We start from the raw sequence: 14,844 nt of genomic DNA on the forward strand, positions 1-14,844 counted from the left end.
AAGACCCGGTCGCCTGAAGGCGATCGGGTCTTCTGATGTTATGAAAGTGGAACCGGTCCTTTGACGCGGACCGCATCAAATTCACGACGAATACTTTCATTGGCTTTGGCTTCATCTTCTGCCGACCAGCCGAGTTCGCTACGCATCAAGGCGAGAACACCATCTGCGTACTGTTCAGCGTGAGGGAAATCAAAGAAGACGGCCGAGGCACGACGGTTCAAGAAGTCGCCGGGTTGCATGACGAGCTCAGCTTCTAATCCATATAGAAGGGCGCCGAACCAATGTAACGGTAATTGATAACGAGCCGCCTCGTCACCACGTGTCCGAATCAACTCGTAGACACGTTCGACGTTCGTACCGTAACGTTGGATGAGCCATGTCGCCTCATTCGGTGACAATCCGAGTGCTTCTCCTTTTGGTTGTTGTTCCTTCAAGTAGCGGGCAAATCCTTTACTTCCTTGTGGATGACCACCACCAAGCAAGATATCGTGCGTCCGGGAAGCGAGGTAAATCCGATTTTCTTCTGTCTTGAATTGGTCTGCGACCATATCGATGATTCGTTCTGCCATCTTCCGGTACCCGGTCAACTTCCCACCAGCGATTGACATCAGCCCAGATTTCGAGACGAAGATTTCATCTTTTCGGGACAGTTCACTCGGGTCCTTTCCATCTTCATGAATGAGTGGACGAAGTCCGGACCATGTCGATTCGACGTGTTCAGGTCGTAGCTCGACGTTGAACATTTGATTCGTCGCCTCTAGGATATAGTCCTGATCCTCCACAGTGACACCCGGCTCAAGAATATCTCCTTTATAGTTCGTATCAGTCGTTCCGACATAGGTTTTCCCTTCGCGTGGAATCGCAAAGATCATCCGACCATCTGGGACGTCGAAATAAACGGCCTGTTGTAGTGGGAAATGCGCTTGATCGATGACGAGGTGAATGCCTTTCGTCAGGTGGAGTGATTTCCCAGCTTTCGAACCATCTTTTTCTCGTAGTTCGTCGACCCACGGACCAGTCGCATTGATGATTTTCTTTGCCCGAATCGTATACGTTTTGTCACTTAAGACGTCACGGACTTCGACACCGACAACTTTTCCATTGTGGTAGACGAGCGATTCAGCCTTCGTATAGTTGACGGCACGTCCACCGTAACCAACGGCTGCCTTTAAGACTTCGACTGTCAATCGGGCATCATCCGTTTTATATTCGACATAACGACCACCACCGACTAAGTGTTCCGAACGTAATAGTGGCTCGTAACGTAATGTTTCTTCTTTGCTGAGCATCGTCCGGCGTTCATTGCGTTTGACGCCTGCGAGCTGGTCATAGACGCGTAAGCCGATCGATGTCGAGAAGCTGCCGAACGTTCCGCCTTCGACGAGTGGAAGCATCATCCACTCCGGCGTCGTCACGTGTGGGGCGTTCTCATACACGATGGCACGTTCTTTTCCGACTTCGGCAACAAGTTTGATTTCGAACTGCTTCAGATAACGCAATCCACCATGGACGAGTTTCGTCGATCGGCTCGATGTCCCTTCGGCGAAGTCCTGCATCTCGATCAATCCTGTCCGCATGCCTCGACTTTGTGCGTCAAGTAAAATACCGGCTCCCGTGATACCGCCCCCGATGACGAGCACGTCTAAAAGTTCTTGTCCCATCTCTTCTAACCAAGCTGTCCGTTCCGTACTTGAAAACATCTTGTCTTCCCCCTGTTCGTCTGAATGGATAGTTAGTCTACTTCTATCCATGTACCCGATTTTGCACTCTTTTGAGCACGATCAATGATTTTCATGACGAGTTCAGCCTGTTTTGGGGAAACAGGTGGTGTTGTTCGCTGTCGAATGGCTGGGGCGAGATCTGTATAATAATCCCCAAATTGCCCGGAGACAAAAGGAAAGTCTTCAAGGGGACCGTTTGCTTCAGCCAATTGATACGTCGCTCGTTTCGTATCGACTTCATCGACGAAATAGCTAGCCTTTGTCCCGTGTACCATTAGCGAAGGACCAACAGCCGGAACGATGGAACCGATGTGCAAAATAGCGCGTCGCGTGCCGAATGCTAAAATCAAATGTGTATAGTCATCAACGATCCCACCTTGCCGTTGGATCGTTTGATCACAAAAGACGCGATCTGGTACTGCGTTGAAGGCGACGAGTGCTTGATCGATCAAGTGTGATCCAAGATCGTACAAGAGACCAGCACCGGGTACGTCCTGTTCGCGCCAACGATCCTCAACGTCTGGACGATAGCGATCATAATGCGCTTCGAACGTTTGGAGCGTACCGAGACGTCCGGATTCGAGTAAGGTCATCAGCGTTCGAAAGTCCTTCGTATACCGACGATTATGATAAACTGTCAGTAACCGATCGTGTACACGTGCTAGTTCCGTCAACGTTTCGGCTTCTTCAAGCGTGACAGTGAACGGTTTCTCGACGAGTACATCACAGCCCGATAGCAAAGCGAGGCGCGCAAGGGGATAATGTAGTTCATTTGCTGTCGCGATGACGACTAAATCGATCTGTTCTTTAGCGAGCAGGGCTTCAAGTGTCGAATAAACAGGTAGCGTCGCGTCATAAGCAGCGACGGCTTCCGGACGACTCGACTGAACAGCGACTAACTGATAATCAGGTGCGTGTAAATAAGGAGCATGTAAATGTTCACCGGCAATACCAAAACCAACTAAAGCGGTACGAATCATGGAAAACACATCCTTTTCAAGTTCATACCCTCAATCTACCATAAGGAGGAATACAAGATGATTACGGAACAACACATCATCGAAAAGATGCGTCAAGCGATGCAACGCATTGAGCAAACGACAGGAGCCGCGCAGAAAGAGCAGATTGCAGCAATGAAGGCGTACTGTGAACTATTACTTGAATCTGAGGCAACATCAAGTTCAACGATATCGCTACCTACGTCAACACCTCAGGCAACACCAACAGTCGATCCGATGTTAGCGCGTTTCATGGGTGTTTCGCAGGAGAAAGAAGAAAAAGGCACTTCATTGCTCGATTTTTGAATGAAATGACGCGATTCAGGGAATAACCATCACAGTTGAAACGAGAAGGGGAGATACGTCATGAAAACAGTAATCGTCATCGGAGCAGGACCAGGAAACGGATATGAAATCAGTAAACGATTCGGACAAGAAGGTTTTCAAGTCGTTTGTGCGGCGCGGACGCAAGAAACACTCGCAGCCGTCATCACGGAACTAAAAGAAGCGGGCGTGGAAGCGGTCGGAGTGGAATGTGATGCTTCACGAAAAGCTGATATCGCATCCCTCATCGAATGGACAGAGGAGCAATACGGACAAGTTGATGTCTTAGTCTACAATGCTTCGATTTTACATCAAGCGTCTGTCCTTGAAGTCTCGGCAGAACAGATTACGAAAGAGTTCGAAATCGATGTTCTCGGTGCACTGCATGCCGCACAACTCGTTGCGCCGTCGATGCAGGAACGGAAAGACGGCGCCATCCTGATTACTGGAGGCGGCGCTGCGATGCAAGCGATCAAATCGTTACCAGGACTTTCAATCGGGAAGGCAGGCGTTCGCCAAGTGACGCATATGTTACACGATACGTTAAAGGAAGACGGTGTCTACGTCGGAACCGTCACGATTGCCGGGGAAGTGAAGCGTGGAACGGCACTTGATCCGAAAAATGTAGCGGAAGCGTTCTATCAACTTTATACGAACCGAAATGAAGTCGAAACGGTTCTTTCAGCAGACTAATGAATAAACAAGATAGCGTATGCGGGTTCGGGCTTTGACCGAATCCGTATTTTCATGGAAAGGAGCGAAACAGAAGTGAGACGATACGCCATGATGAGTCTACTTTTTTTATTCGTTCTCATCGGTTGTGCACCAGAGGAGACAGACTTGCTTGGCATCAAGCAACCGGACGACGAAAAAATCACGAAGGCGACGGTCGAACGCGTCATCGATGGGGATACGTTAAAAGTGAAGTTGGCGGATGGGAAAACGGAGGACGTTCGTCTACTCCTTGTCGATACACCAGAAACCGTCAAACCGGATACACCGGTTCAACCGTATGGAACGGAAGCTTCAGCGTTTACGAAAGAGACCTTACCGAGCGGGACAGCAATTCGGTTGGAGCGTGATCATTCCCGGACCGATCGATACGGAAGATTACTCGCATACGTCTGGTACGGCGATAAGATGTTGAATCAGGAGTTACTTCGAAAAGGACTCGCACGTGTAGCGTTCGTCTATGAGCCGGACACACGTTATGTCGATATGTTCGAACAGATCGAACAGGAAGCCAAGCAGGCGAAGAAAAAGATTTGGGAGCACGATGGCTACGTCACGAATCGTGGCTTCGACGCTCAAGCGATTACAGAAACGAAATCCTGCGAAATCAAAGGCAACATCAATCGGTCGGGTAAAAAAATCTACCATGTACCGGGAGGTCAGTCCTACGATGAAGTGAAGCCAGAGCAACGGTTCTGTACGGAAAAAGAAGCAGAAGAAGCTGGATTCGTCCGCGCTGCACGCTAATGAATGCAAACAAAAAGCCATCGAAATCGATGGCTTTTTGTTTATTCTACAGGTGGTGAGGGAGATTGATACTGCTGTACTTTATCATCTTCATCAAAGGAAATCGTGACATCGGTGACCCCTTTAAGAATTCGAATTTGTAGCTCCAGTCGATCCTTGATGTCGTCCGCTTGGGCAATCGTTAATTTAGGATCCACTTCAATCTCTGTCTCGACATGGAAGTGATCGCCTTCCTTGATGACTTCAAGCTTTTCAATATCACGAACCGCTTCATCACGTAATAGGATTTCACCGATTTTAGCAGTCAATACTTCATCAATCTCACCGAGTGCACCGGCAGCATTTTGAATAAAGACATTATAAACGACGTAGAACATCATCAGACCAATCAAAATCGATGCAATGCCCTCTGCTTGATAAAACGATGTGTAATGCGAAATCAGAACGGCGATGATCGCGATGATACCACCGAGAGTCGCAACAAGGTCTTCCATGAAGACAAGGCGTGTCGCTGGTTTTGCCTGCCCAAGATGGGTGAAGCTTTGTCCGACAAGCGTCAATCCTCGGGATTTGAGCCCGGTTTCATGAGCAATCTCGATCATTGCTTTATAAAAGACGCCGACTTCGAGGACGACACCAATTCCAAGTGCCGTCAAAATAATCCAAAGCCCAGTCGTCTCTTCGCCAGGACCGTGTGCGATATGCAAGATGCCTTCACGAATCGTCTCATACGCAAGGAGGGCGACGACGATGATTGCAGCAAGTAACACGAGGTTAACAAGCCGACCGAATCCGTTCGGGAATCGTTTCGTTGGTGCTTTTTTACTGAGAGCAGAACCGATATAGACGAAAAACTGATTCGCCGCGTCACCGATCGTATGCATCATTTCAGCGAACATTGCAACGTTCCCAGTCAAGATATAAGCGACGAACTTGATGATAGCAATGATCGTGTTGACGACAGCAGCAGCAAGTGCTGACTTATTGCCGCGACGGATCAATGAGAAAAAAGTGGCCATAAGCGGTTCTCTCCTTGTCTATTCAAAATAGGTTAACCGCGTCCTGCTTGGAACGATGGATAAAGTGTCATTCCGCCGTCCGCAAAGAGTGTGATACCAGTGACATAACTCGCTTCGTCCGACGCAAGCCATGCGGCAACGGCTGAAATTTCCTCAGGTTTTCCGATATTGCCCATTGGAATCATACTCTCGACTTCTTTTCGTTGTTCCGGATCTTCGAATTTTTCAGCGTTGATCGGTGTATTAATCGCACCAGGTCCAATCGCATTGACCCGAATGCCTTTTGGTGCATATTCCATCGCAAGGGTTTGTGTCATTAATTTAACGCCACCTTTACTTGCAGCGTAGTGGACGAACGTTGGCCATGGAATGATTTCATGAACACTCGACATGTTGATGATGCTACCTTTGACATCATGTTCGACGAAGTACTTCAGTGCTTCACGCGCACCAAGGAATGCCCCTGTTAAGTTGACGTCGATGACTTTTTGCCAGTCTTCGAGTGACATTTCATGAGATGCTGACGGCATCTCGATTCCTGCGTTATTGACGAAAACATCCAACTGACCAAAGTGAGCGACAGTCTCTTTGACGAGATTGATCATATCGTCTTCTTTCGAGACATCTCCTTGAATCGTGATGGCTTCGCCACCCTGTTCTTGAATCGATTCAGCGATTTTCTTTGCTTCTTCCGGATGACTGCGATAGTTGATGACGACACGCATGCCTTCCTCTGCATAACGGCGGACGATGGCTTCACCGATTCCCATTGATCCACCTGTCACGATGGCTACTTTTCCCTTTAAACTTTCATACATGATGCTTCACTCCTTCATTATTGTTTCGTAAATCCAATCATGATCCCACCAGCAACGACTAAAATACAACCGATGATGACGAAGGTCATTTCTTTCTTTGTCTTCGTTTCTTTTAGTAAGAGGACACCGCCAATCGTTGAGATGACGACTCCTGTTTGAGATAAGGAGAAGCTCGTTGCGACTCCGACTTTTGCTGTGGCAAACAGTAAAGCGACGTTCCCGACAGCCCACATGAGTCCACCGACTGTATTGCCGGCTGTTTTCTTCGTGAAGAGATCTCCTTCTCGTAAAGAAAGGAGAATCGCACTCACGACCATCCCGACAGCTTGTGGTAAGACTGCTTCCCATCCATTGATATCGAACCAACGGGCAATGACGACGTAGCCGACATACCCGACAGTCGAGATGAGGAGGAGCGTCAGTCCTTTTCCGATATTCTCATCTTCTTTACTCTTATCTTCCTTGTAAGACGTGAAAGCTGCTCCGGCAATGATCAATACAAGGGCACTGATTCCGAGAATCAACGCAGTTGTCGTTGACCACTCTCCAAAAGCGAGAACTCCAAACAACGATGTTCCGACGAGTTGCATCCCTGTTGAGATGGGCATCGTCTTTGAGACACCCATTTGACGGAATGCGGCAAACTGATTTTTTTGCCCGAGCGCCCAGAAGGCACCAGAAAAGAATCCGGCGACCCAAGCAGTCGTCGACATCTCTGGGCTGACAAAAAAGAAGGTGACGATCGCGAAAAGCAACGCACCCAGAGTCGTACCGATAATTTGTTGCGCCGTTGAACCTCCGATTTTTGAGACGACGAGCGGCAACGATCCCCACATTAATGCAGGAACGATGGCAATTAAAATATCAATCAAGTGTTTCACCTCTCCTTACTGTTATCTCTCTACTTGAAGCTGTACCCCGCGAGACGCGAGGAAAAACCTCGAAGCGTGAAGAAGAATTATTCTGAAATAAAAAAACGCCCATCGAAATGGACGTTTACTGATATTTCGTTTATCGGAACGGTTCGTCAGCAATCCGGACGATTTGTCGTCCGATCCGTCGACCATTCCATAATGCGATGACGGCGATCGTCAAGGAAATGCCCATGACGTCGTACTGCGTAAAATAATAGCCGAGATAACTAAAGGGAAGACTGATGATCCCGACGAGTGAACTCGTCCACTGCCGGATTTTGAGTGATTCGATGTTCGCGACACGAGAGAACTTTTGTTGCTCCATGATCCGCCAACGCGTCGGTTCGCTGAGAGCGTCGTTGACAAGACGCGGGAAGGCGAGCAATCGCGCACCGTACGATCCAGCGATTTGCAGATAACGATTTTGGTTTTTTCCTTCATCATCGAGCCAACGCCGAACCATTGGTTTGGCTAACTCGAGTAGGTTGATTTGCGGTGAAAGAATCTGAAGAATCCCAAGAATCGTCGAGGCAGCACGACCGAAGAACGCAAACTCGGCAGGGAGCTGGATCGGTTCGTTTCGGACGAGCAATTCGATATCGGATAAGACCTTCTCAATCAGTTTCGTATCGACGTTTTCCATATCACTCTCGAGATAGAACGTGACCGCTTTTTCAATTGCTTGTCGGATATTTTGCTTATTCGCATTCGGCAACAGGAATCGTAAATCTTCGAGACCATCGACGATCGCATCATAATCTAATGTGACGAAGGATTGGAGGATTCGTTGAATCGCTCGCATGTCATCAGGCGTCGTCGCTCCAATCATCCCAAAATCAAGCAAGACGATTTTGCCGTCGGACTGGACGAGGACGTTGCCCGGGTGTGGGTCGGCGTGAAATTTCCCGCCGAACAGTAATTGCTCACCAGCGTTCAAGAAGAGATTACGCGCTAGTTCGTCACGATCAATCTGATGTTCCGCTAAATAATCGAGATCGGTGATACGTGTCCCGTCAATCCATTCCATGACGAGCACACGATTCGTACAATGTTCTTCATAATAACTCGGAATATAGATGACAGGATTCGTCTCATACATTTTTTTAAAGTAGAGACCGTTTTTTAATTCAGTTCGGTAATTCAATTCATCACCGATGACGAAGACCATTTGGCGATACAGACTTTGTAAATCAGTCGATTTGTTTAATGAAGTCCGGCGTAACATGGCAATGACGATGCGCATGGCACGGAAATCGGTTTTGATGATTTGTTCGATGTTCGGTCGCTGAACTTTGATCGCAACTTTTTTACCATTTGATTTTAAGGTTCCGCTGTACACCTCACCAATCGAGGCAGAAGCGACAGGACGGGAACTGATATCCGAGATGATTTCTTCGATCGGCATACCCCAATCCTCTTCGATGATCTTACGTGACTCTCCAAGTTTACTTGAAGGCACTTTATCGACGAGTTCGGTCAGTTCCATCAAGACGGACGGAGGAAATAGATCGGCTCGAATCGACAAGAACTGACCGAGCTTGATCAGTAACCCTTCTAACCGTAATGCTTTTTTCTTATAGTCACGCGCAATCCGGATCATGATGCGCTCAAACTCTTCGTTGTTCGTACCTGGCCGGTTTTTCCGGGTGAATCGATAGATCGTAAAAATGTAACGTGCGAACATCGTCACGATGACGACGATGCGATAAAGCGCCCAACGTTTCATACGGTCACCTAGCTTCCTGTACAGTTTGTTTCAGTATAGGTTACTTTACCTAAAAACGTCACTCGCAAACGGTCGAAACGGTGACAGAAAATTAATGCTTTACGGAAACTAAAAAGAGAGTATAGTAAGTATTGGAATTTCTTTGTAGAAAGGTGAAATGTGCGCATGTCCTGGGACTTATTGAATATCATCGGCACGGTCGCTTTTGCGATGAGTGGAGCAATCGTTGCGATGGAAGAAAAATATGATTTATTCGGTGTCTGGTTACTTGCTTTGATCACAGCATTCGGTGGTGGTGCCATTCGTAATTTACTGATTGGTGTACCGGTATCGGCTCTCTGGTCGCAAGGTGGTCTCTTTTTAGTCGCGATTCTCGTTGCGTTGTTGATCTTCATGTTACCCCAGTTGTTCTTGCCGCACTGGACACGTTGGGGCGTCCTTGCGGATGCGCTCGGGTTGTCTGCGTTTGCGATTCAAGGTGCCTTGATGGCAACAGCAAAAGGACTGCCGTTGTCCGCGACGATTTCAGCTGCTGTGCTGACTGGTGTTGGTGGTGGAGTGATTCGCGATTTACTCGCTGGTCGGAAACCACTCGTCTTGCATAAAGAGATCTATGCGATGTGGGCCGTCATGGCAGCACTCGTGATTGATCGTTTCCAATTGACGAATCCTCTACATTTGTTCACATTGCTCGGACTCATCACCGTTTTACGTATGCTATCGTATTATTATGAATGGAATTTACCAGCACGACGGTTAGGGGGAGAATAAGCATGAAAGTTTTCATTATGATTGGCGCGATCTCGATGATGTTATCGGTCGCACTAGGTGCATTCGGTGCACACGCCTTAAAAGATATGTTGACGGAACGGATGCTCGCGAACTGGCAGACAGGCGTACTTTACCAGATGGTACACTCGCTCGGTATCCTAGCACTCGGGGGACTCTTACTAAAAGCATCGATCCCGCAATGGTCGTTGGCTGCATGGCTGATGCTTGCCGGAATCGTCTTCTTCTCCGGTAGTCTGTACGTCATGGCATTGACGAATGTAACAAAACTGGGTGCCATCACACCGATTGGTGGCGTCTTGTTCATCGCAGCATGGATCTTTGTCGCAATTGGTGCCTACAAAGGATTATGAGGATTGACCGTTTTTCTTCCGTCATGGAGAAGAACGGTCTTTTTTTGTATGAAAAACGCCTACTCGCGATGGAGTAGGCGTAAGTATCAAAACGAGTTCATCGTTTTGTCGTTTGTGTTTTGTTTAGCTTCGATAATGCTTGCTCATAGCGATCCAGTACACGATCTGCAACCGGTTTCAGCTCTTTTGAAAGCACAGCGAATTGCAATTCACGCGATCGTGTCGATCGGTTCATAGCATTCCCCATGGTAATTCCTCCTTACGTAATCAACCTACTATTTTATAGCCTGTTTTGTAGCCGCAAGGAGTATATTCCCATGAGATATTTCAATCAAACGTCATTCAACACATTAAAGTGCAAAATGAGTACTTAATTGTTCACTTTCGAGACGGTTCCCGATGAAGAACTCACCAAACTCACCGTACTTCGCGCTGACTTCGTCAAAACGCATTTCATAGACGATTTTCTTGAACTGGAGAATGTCGTCTGAGAAGAGCGTGACGCCCCATTCCCAATCGTCAAATCCAGTTGATCCACCGATGATTTGCTGAATTTTCCCAGCATAACTTCGACCGATCATACCGTGACGATACATGAGTTCTTTTCGTTTCTCCATTGAGAGCGTGTACCAGTTGTCGCCATCGCGACGTGACTTGCTCATCGGGTAGAAGCAGATGTGCTTCGCTTGCGGCAAGATTGGATAGAGACGATCACGCACGTAAGGGTTCTCGTATGGGTTTCCTTCGCCTGAACCACGGTACGTACCGAGTTCGACGACAGAGACGTAAGAATACGTCGGGATCAAGTAATCATAGAGATCAAGTTTCTGCATTTTGACTTCGACGTCTTGAATTTGTTCCATCGTTGGACGAAGAACCATCAAGACGAGATCGGCTTTTTGACCGATGATCGTGTAAAGTGCGTGGCTTCCGTCTTTTGCCGCTTCGACACCAGAAAGCTCTGAGAGGAAAGCTTGGAATTCTTCAATCATGCGCGCGCGGTCTGTCGCGTCGACTTGTTTCAAGCGTGACCAATCGATCCGGCGGAAATCATGTAATGTATACCAGCCGTCGAGTGTTTCAGCGGCTTGTTGCGTAGCAGTCGGTTCAGATGTTTGGTGTTGCATGGGATGACCTCCTGAGTCTGAAATAAATTGTCTTTTTCCATATCCTATCTTATCACATTCTACTGAAACGCTTCGCCCGAAAAGGTCTTTGTCCATGAGATCGTAACACATGAAAAAAGCAGAGAGTGGGTAAAAGGGGAAGTGGAGATTACGTTGCTTGGAAATAGTCTCTGTACCATTCTTGAAAATGACTGTAATAGTCAGTGAATATGGCTTCAGTGCTTTTGTTAGATAACTTTTTTGCAAATTGTTTTAACAACGATTGAGAACTGTGTATAATAAACGATGGAAAAGAAAATGGATCAAATCGACGACGTCGTGTTTACCTAAAAAGGAGAGAAACTCATGCAATTATTCGATATGTTAGAACAAAAGATTAAAGCGCACCAACCGAAAATCGTCTTCCCAGAAGGAATTGACGCGCGTGTTCTTGGCGCAGCTGTCCGTTTGAAGAAAGACGGTCTCGTCACACCGATCGTCATCGGACCACGTGTACAAATCGAAGAAACAGCAGCAGCAAACGGAATCGATGTCACGGGACTTGATACGATCGATCCTGCTTCTTACGCTGGAATTGATGAGCTCGTCGCATCGTTCGTTGAGCGTCGTAAAGGAAAAGCAACAGAAGAGCAAGCACGTGCTGTCATCTTAAAAGACGTGAACACGTTCGGTACGATGCTCGTTCACACAGGACAAGCAGAAGGTCTTGTATCGGGTGCGATGCACGCAACAGGCGATACAGTTCGTCCAGCACTTCAAATCATCAAGATGCAAGAAGGCTATAAAAAAACATCAGGCGTCTTCATCATGGTACGTGACGATGAGCAATACGTCTTCGCAGACTGCGCAATCAACATCGCACCAGATGCGAACGATCTAGCAGAGAACGCAATTGCATCTGCGAAAACAGCGAAAACATTCGGTATCGATCCGAAAGTGGCATTGCTCAGCTTCTCGACAAAAGGTTCAGCAAAATCACCAGAGACAGAGCGTGTCGTTGAAGCAACTCGCATTGCTAAAGAACGTGCACCAGAGCTTGCAATCGATGGCGAACTCCAATTCGATGCAGCATTCGTTCCAAGTGTCGCGAAATCAAAAGCACCAGAATCAGATGTCGCAGGTCAAGCGAACGTCTTCATCTTCCCAAGTCTTGAAGCTGGAAACATTGGCTACAAAATCGCACAACGTCTTGGTGGATTCGAAGCAATCGGTCCGATCCTTCAAGGGTTGAACAAACCGGTCAACGATCTTTCACGCGGTTGTAACGAAGAAGATGTCTACAAACTCGCGATCATCACGGCAGCGCAAGCAGTCGAAGAACGCCAAGCCTAAGCATGGTGTGAAAAAGTCTTTACTTTTTCGCTAAACCCCGTACAATGGTACACATCACGAAAATCACGAAACGTAAACGTATAGCAACGCTCGTATAATAGTGGGAATTGGCCCACGAGTCTCTACCGGATCGCCGTAACGGTCCGACTACGGGTGGTGAGTTACTGCTCTCTTTTTTGGCGTACAGTGGCTGCCCCCGGGTAGCGGCTGTACGTTTTTTCGTTTTTAAAGAGGAGAATGCATGTATGAAACGTCTACACGACATGATTAATCAAGAAGGAATCGTATTATCGGATCAAGTATTGAAAGTGGATGCCTTTTTAAACCATCAGGTCGACCCGACCTTGATGTGGGAAATCGCCTATGAGTTCATGGATCGCTTCCAAGATGCCGGTATCACGCGGATTTTGACGATCGAAGCAGGTGGTATTGCCCCGGCAATGATGACGGCGCTCCGTTTAGGGGTACCAATGGTCTATGCCCGTAAGACGAAATCCGTCACCCTGAATGAAGGAACGATTTCAGCTGAAGTCTTCTCGTTTACGAAACAACAGACGAGTACGATTACGGTTGCAGAAAAATACCTACAACCGGGTGAACGAGTTCTGATCATCGACGATTTCCTCGCGAACGGAGAAGCGGCATTTGGTCTCGCTCGCCTCGTTGAGCAGGCAGGTGCGGAAGTTGCTGGTTTTGGAATCGTCATTGAAAAGTCGTTCCAACCGGGACGTCAAAAGTTAATCGAAGCCGGGTTCCGCGTCGAGTCACTCGCTCGTGTGGAGTCATTGAAGGATGGAAAAGCGACGTTCGTTGACTCGGTGACCGTATGAGACTATCGAACTTCAAAGCCGCTAGTCTCGGACTTCAGCATGTGCTTGCGATGTACACAGGAGCAGCTGTAGTTCCGCTGATCGTCGGGAGTGCGATCGGATTGTCGGGAGAAGAACTTGCTTATTTAGTGGCGATTGATCTCTTCATGTGTGGCGTAGCGACCTTACTACAAGTGCTCGTCACGAAATATACAGGCGTCGGTCTTCCTGTCGTCCTCGGTTGTACCTTCACCGCAGTCGGTCCGATGATCGCGATCGGTAGTCTTCAAGGGATTACGGCGATTTATGGTGCTTTAATTGCGAGTGGGTTGATCATTCTCGTCATCTCAGGCTGGTTTAGTAAGATTGCAGTCCTGTTCCCGCCAGTCGTCCTTGGTTCTGTCGTGACGATCATTGGGATTTCCTTGATTCCGGCTGCAATCAACGATATCGGGGGCGGACAAGGGGTGAAGGACTTTGGTGACGCACGTTATCTTGGACTCGCCGGACTAACGATCGTCTTGATTTTAATCTTGAATCGCTACGGCACGGTCTTTTCAAAAGCAGCAGCCGTCTTGATTGCTGTGATGATCAGTACACTGGTTGCGTTTGGCATGGGGATGATCGACTTCAGTCCGGTGGCGGAAGCGTCATGGTTCCAAATGGTGACGCCGTTCTACTTCGGTGTTCCGACATTCAATGCGACGGCGATCTTGACGATGACGCTGGTTGGTCTCGTCTCGATGGTCGAATCGACAGGTGTGTTCTTGACACTTGGTGAGATCACGGATCGCCGTTTGACGGATAAAGACCTAGCACGTGGCTACCGGGCAGAGGGTGTCGCGACGATCGTTGGCGGTATCTTTAATAGTTTCCCGTATACGACCTATAGCCAAAACGTCGGTCTAGTTCAGTTGACTGGCGTGAAGACACGTAAAGTCATTCTGTTTGCGGGCGGATTTTTAATCTTGCTCGGCTTCTTACCAAAAGTGGCGACGTTCACGACGTTGATTCCAAAACCTGTCCTAGGTGGGGCAATGTTGATCATGTTCGGAACGGTCGCAGCGAGCGGGATTCGTATTCTGTCGCGGGTCGATTTCTCGAAGAATGAACACGTCATCACGGTGGCACTTGCCCTCGGAATTGGTCTAGGAATCAGTATGAATCCTGAGATCGTAGCCGGTCTACCATCGCAAATCCGTGTCTTGACGGATAGCCCGATCGTCGCAGGGTCACTAACGGCATTATTGCTAAATGGAATCTTCCGATTGACGAGTAAGTCGGAGTCAGTAGACGCGCCACTTGCTAAAGTTGAATAACAATTGTAACTTTCCGAAAGGAGCTGTCCTGTATACTACTTAGTAGCAGGAGGTTCCTTTTTTTATACTGCTAACGTAATCAGAATATTCCGAGTATGTGGATTTGGTAAGAAATA

At 47.9% G+C, this 14,844-nt stretch carries 16 protein-coding genes and 1 riboswitch; of the genes, 8 read left to right on the forward strand and 8 right to left on the reverse strand.

Going from position 1 to position 14,844, the window contains the following annotated elements; genetic code table 11:
* Positions 1 to 38: 38 nt before the first annotated feature.
* Both EXW93_RS00915 and EXW93_RS00920 read right to left on the reverse strand, forming a co-directional pair.
* Positions 39 to 1,700 (reverse strand): glycerol-3-phosphate dehydrogenase/oxidase, encoded by a 1,662-nt coding sequence (locus EXW93_RS00915; RefSeq protein WP_035399214.1) that lies wholly within the window; start codon positions 1,698 to 1,700, stop codon positions 39 to 41.
* A 32-nt stretch (positions 1,701 to 1,732) separates the two neighbouring features.
* Entirely contained in the window at positions 1,733 to 2,701 is a 969-nt protein-coding gene (locus EXW93_RS00920; RefSeq protein WP_035399213.1) for a Gfo/Idh/MocA family oxidoreductase, read from the reverse strand.
* A 57-nt stretch (positions 2,702 to 2,758) separates the two neighbouring features.
* Here EXW93_RS00920 and EXW93_RS00925 point away from each other — a divergent pair, with 57 nt between their 5' ends.
* The 3 genes from EXW93_RS00925 to EXW93_RS00935 all read left to right on the forward strand — a co-directional run bounded on the left by EXW93_RS00925 (position 2,759) and on the right by EXW93_RS00935 (position 4,522).
* Positions 2,759 to 3,025 carry a DUF5327 family protein gene (locus tag EXW93_RS00925; protein WP_058265458.1) on the forward strand — a complete coding sequence of 89 codons (267 nt, stop codon included), beginning with the start codon at positions 2,759 to 2,761 and terminating at the stop codon, positions 3,023 to 3,025.
* Between the two features lie 60 nt (positions 3,026 to 3,085).
* Positions 3,086 to 3,736, forward strand: coding sequence for an SDR family NAD(P)-dependent oxidoreductase (locus EXW93_RS00930; RefSeq protein WP_029343173.1), 651 nt, complete (start codon positions 3,086 to 3,088; stop codon positions 3,734 to 3,736).
* Between the two features lie 75 nt (positions 3,737 to 3,811).
* Positions 3,812 to 4,522, forward strand: coding sequence for a thermonuclease family protein (locus EXW93_RS00935; protein WP_244150224.1), 711 nt, complete (start codon positions 3,812 to 3,814; stop codon positions 4,520 to 4,522).
* A gap of 41 nt (positions 4,523 to 4,563) precedes the next feature.
* Here EXW93_RS00935 and EXW93_RS00940 read toward each other — a convergent pair whose 3' ends face one another.
* The 4 genes from EXW93_RS00940 to EXW93_RS00955 all read right to left on the reverse strand — a co-directional run bounded on the left by EXW93_RS00940 (position 4,564) and on the right by EXW93_RS00955 (position 8,999).
* Positions 4,564 to 5,541, reverse strand: a complete 978-nt coding sequence (locus EXW93_RS00940) for a cation diffusion facilitator family transporter (protein WP_058714050.1) — start codon at positions 5,539 to 5,541, stop codon at positions 4,564 to 4,566.
* A gap of 32 nt (positions 5,542 to 5,573) precedes the next feature.
* Complete coding sequence (locus EXW93_RS00945; RefSeq protein ID WP_075642779.1) at positions 5,574 to 6,359, reverse strand: glucose 1-dehydrogenase; 786 nt, start codon at positions 6,357 to 6,359, stop codon at positions 5,574 to 5,576.
* A gap of 17 nt (positions 6,360 to 6,376) precedes the next feature.
* Positions 6,377 to 7,228 (reverse strand): GRP family sugar transporter, encoded by an 852-nt coding sequence (locus tag EXW93_RS00950; RefSeq protein WP_174316738.1) that lies wholly within the window; start codon positions 7,226 to 7,228, stop codon positions 6,377 to 6,379.
* A gap of 142 nt (positions 7,229 to 7,370) precedes the next feature.
* Positions 7,371 to 8,999: an ABC1 kinase family protein gene (locus EXW93_RS00955; protein WP_058265463.1), complete on the reverse strand. Its 1,629-nt coding sequence runs from the start codon at positions 8,997 to 8,999 to the stop codon at positions 7,371 to 7,373.
* 165 nt (positions 9,000 to 9,164) lie between these two features.
* Between EXW93_RS00955 and EXW93_RS00960 the strand changes: the two genes are divergently transcribed.
* Complete coding sequence (locus EXW93_RS00960) at positions 9,165 to 9,770, forward strand: trimeric intracellular cation channel family protein (protein WP_023466752.1); 606 nt, start codon at positions 9,165 to 9,167, stop codon at positions 9,768 to 9,770.
* A gap of 2 nt (positions 9,771 to 9,772) precedes the next feature.
* Positions 9,773 to 10,141: a DUF423 domain-containing protein gene (locus tag EXW93_RS00965; protein WP_023466753.1), complete on the forward strand. Its 369-nt coding sequence runs from the start codon at positions 9,773 to 9,775 to the stop codon at positions 10,139 to 10,141.
* Between the two features lie 97 nt (positions 10,142 to 10,238).
* On the opposite strand, the gene EXW93_RS00970 is transcribed toward EXW93_RS00965, so the two are convergent.
* The gene (locus tag EXW93_RS00970; RefSeq protein ID WP_023466754.1) at positions 10,239 to 10,388 is read right to left on the reverse strand and encodes a hypothetical protein; all 150 of its coding nucleotides are present in this window, start codon (positions 10,386 to 10,388) and stop codon (positions 10,239 to 10,241) included.
* A 103-nt stretch (positions 10,389 to 10,491) separates the two neighbouring features.
* Complete coding sequence (gene hemQ, locus EXW93_RS00975; RefSeq protein WP_174315907.1) at positions 10,492 to 11,268, reverse strand: hydrogen peroxide-dependent heme synthase; 777 nt, start codon at positions 11,266 to 11,268, stop codon at positions 10,492 to 10,494.
* Between the two features lie 345 nt (positions 11,269 to 11,613).
* On the opposite strand from hemQ, the gene pta reads away from it, so the two are divergent.
* The 3 genes from pta to EXW93_RS00990 all read left to right on the forward strand — a co-directional run bounded on the left by pta (position 11,614) and on the right by EXW93_RS00990 (position 14,728).
* Positions 11,614 to 12,600: a phosphate acetyltransferase gene (gene pta, locus EXW93_RS00980; RefSeq protein ID WP_055969917.1), complete on the forward strand. Its 987-nt coding sequence runs from the start codon at positions 11,614 to 11,616 to the stop codon at positions 12,598 to 12,600.
* A gap of 70 nt (positions 12,601 to 12,670) precedes the next feature.
* Positions 12,671 to 12,770, forward strand: a riboswitch (purine riboswitch).
* A gap of 75 nt (positions 12,771 to 12,845) precedes the next feature.
* Positions 12,846 to 13,430, forward strand: a complete 585-nt coding sequence (locus tag EXW93_RS00985) for a xanthine phosphoribosyltransferase (protein WP_023466757.1) — start codon at positions 12,846 to 12,848, stop codon at positions 13,428 to 13,430.
* Positions 13,427 to 14,728, forward strand: a complete 1,302-nt coding sequence (locus tag EXW93_RS00990) for a nucleobase:cation symporter-2 family protein (protein WP_174315908.1) — start codon at positions 13,427 to 13,429, stop codon at positions 14,726 to 14,728. Before EXW93_RS00985 ends, EXW93_RS00990 begins: the two co-directional genes overlap by 4 nt.
* Positions 14,729 to 14,844: the final 116 nt, after the last annotated feature.

Source organism: Exiguobacterium sp. JMULE1 (genome assembly GCF_013337175.1).
GTDB classification, from domain to species: Bacteria; Bacillota; Bacilli; order Exiguobacteriales; family Exiguobacteriaceae; genus Exiguobacterium_A; species Exiguobacterium_A indicum.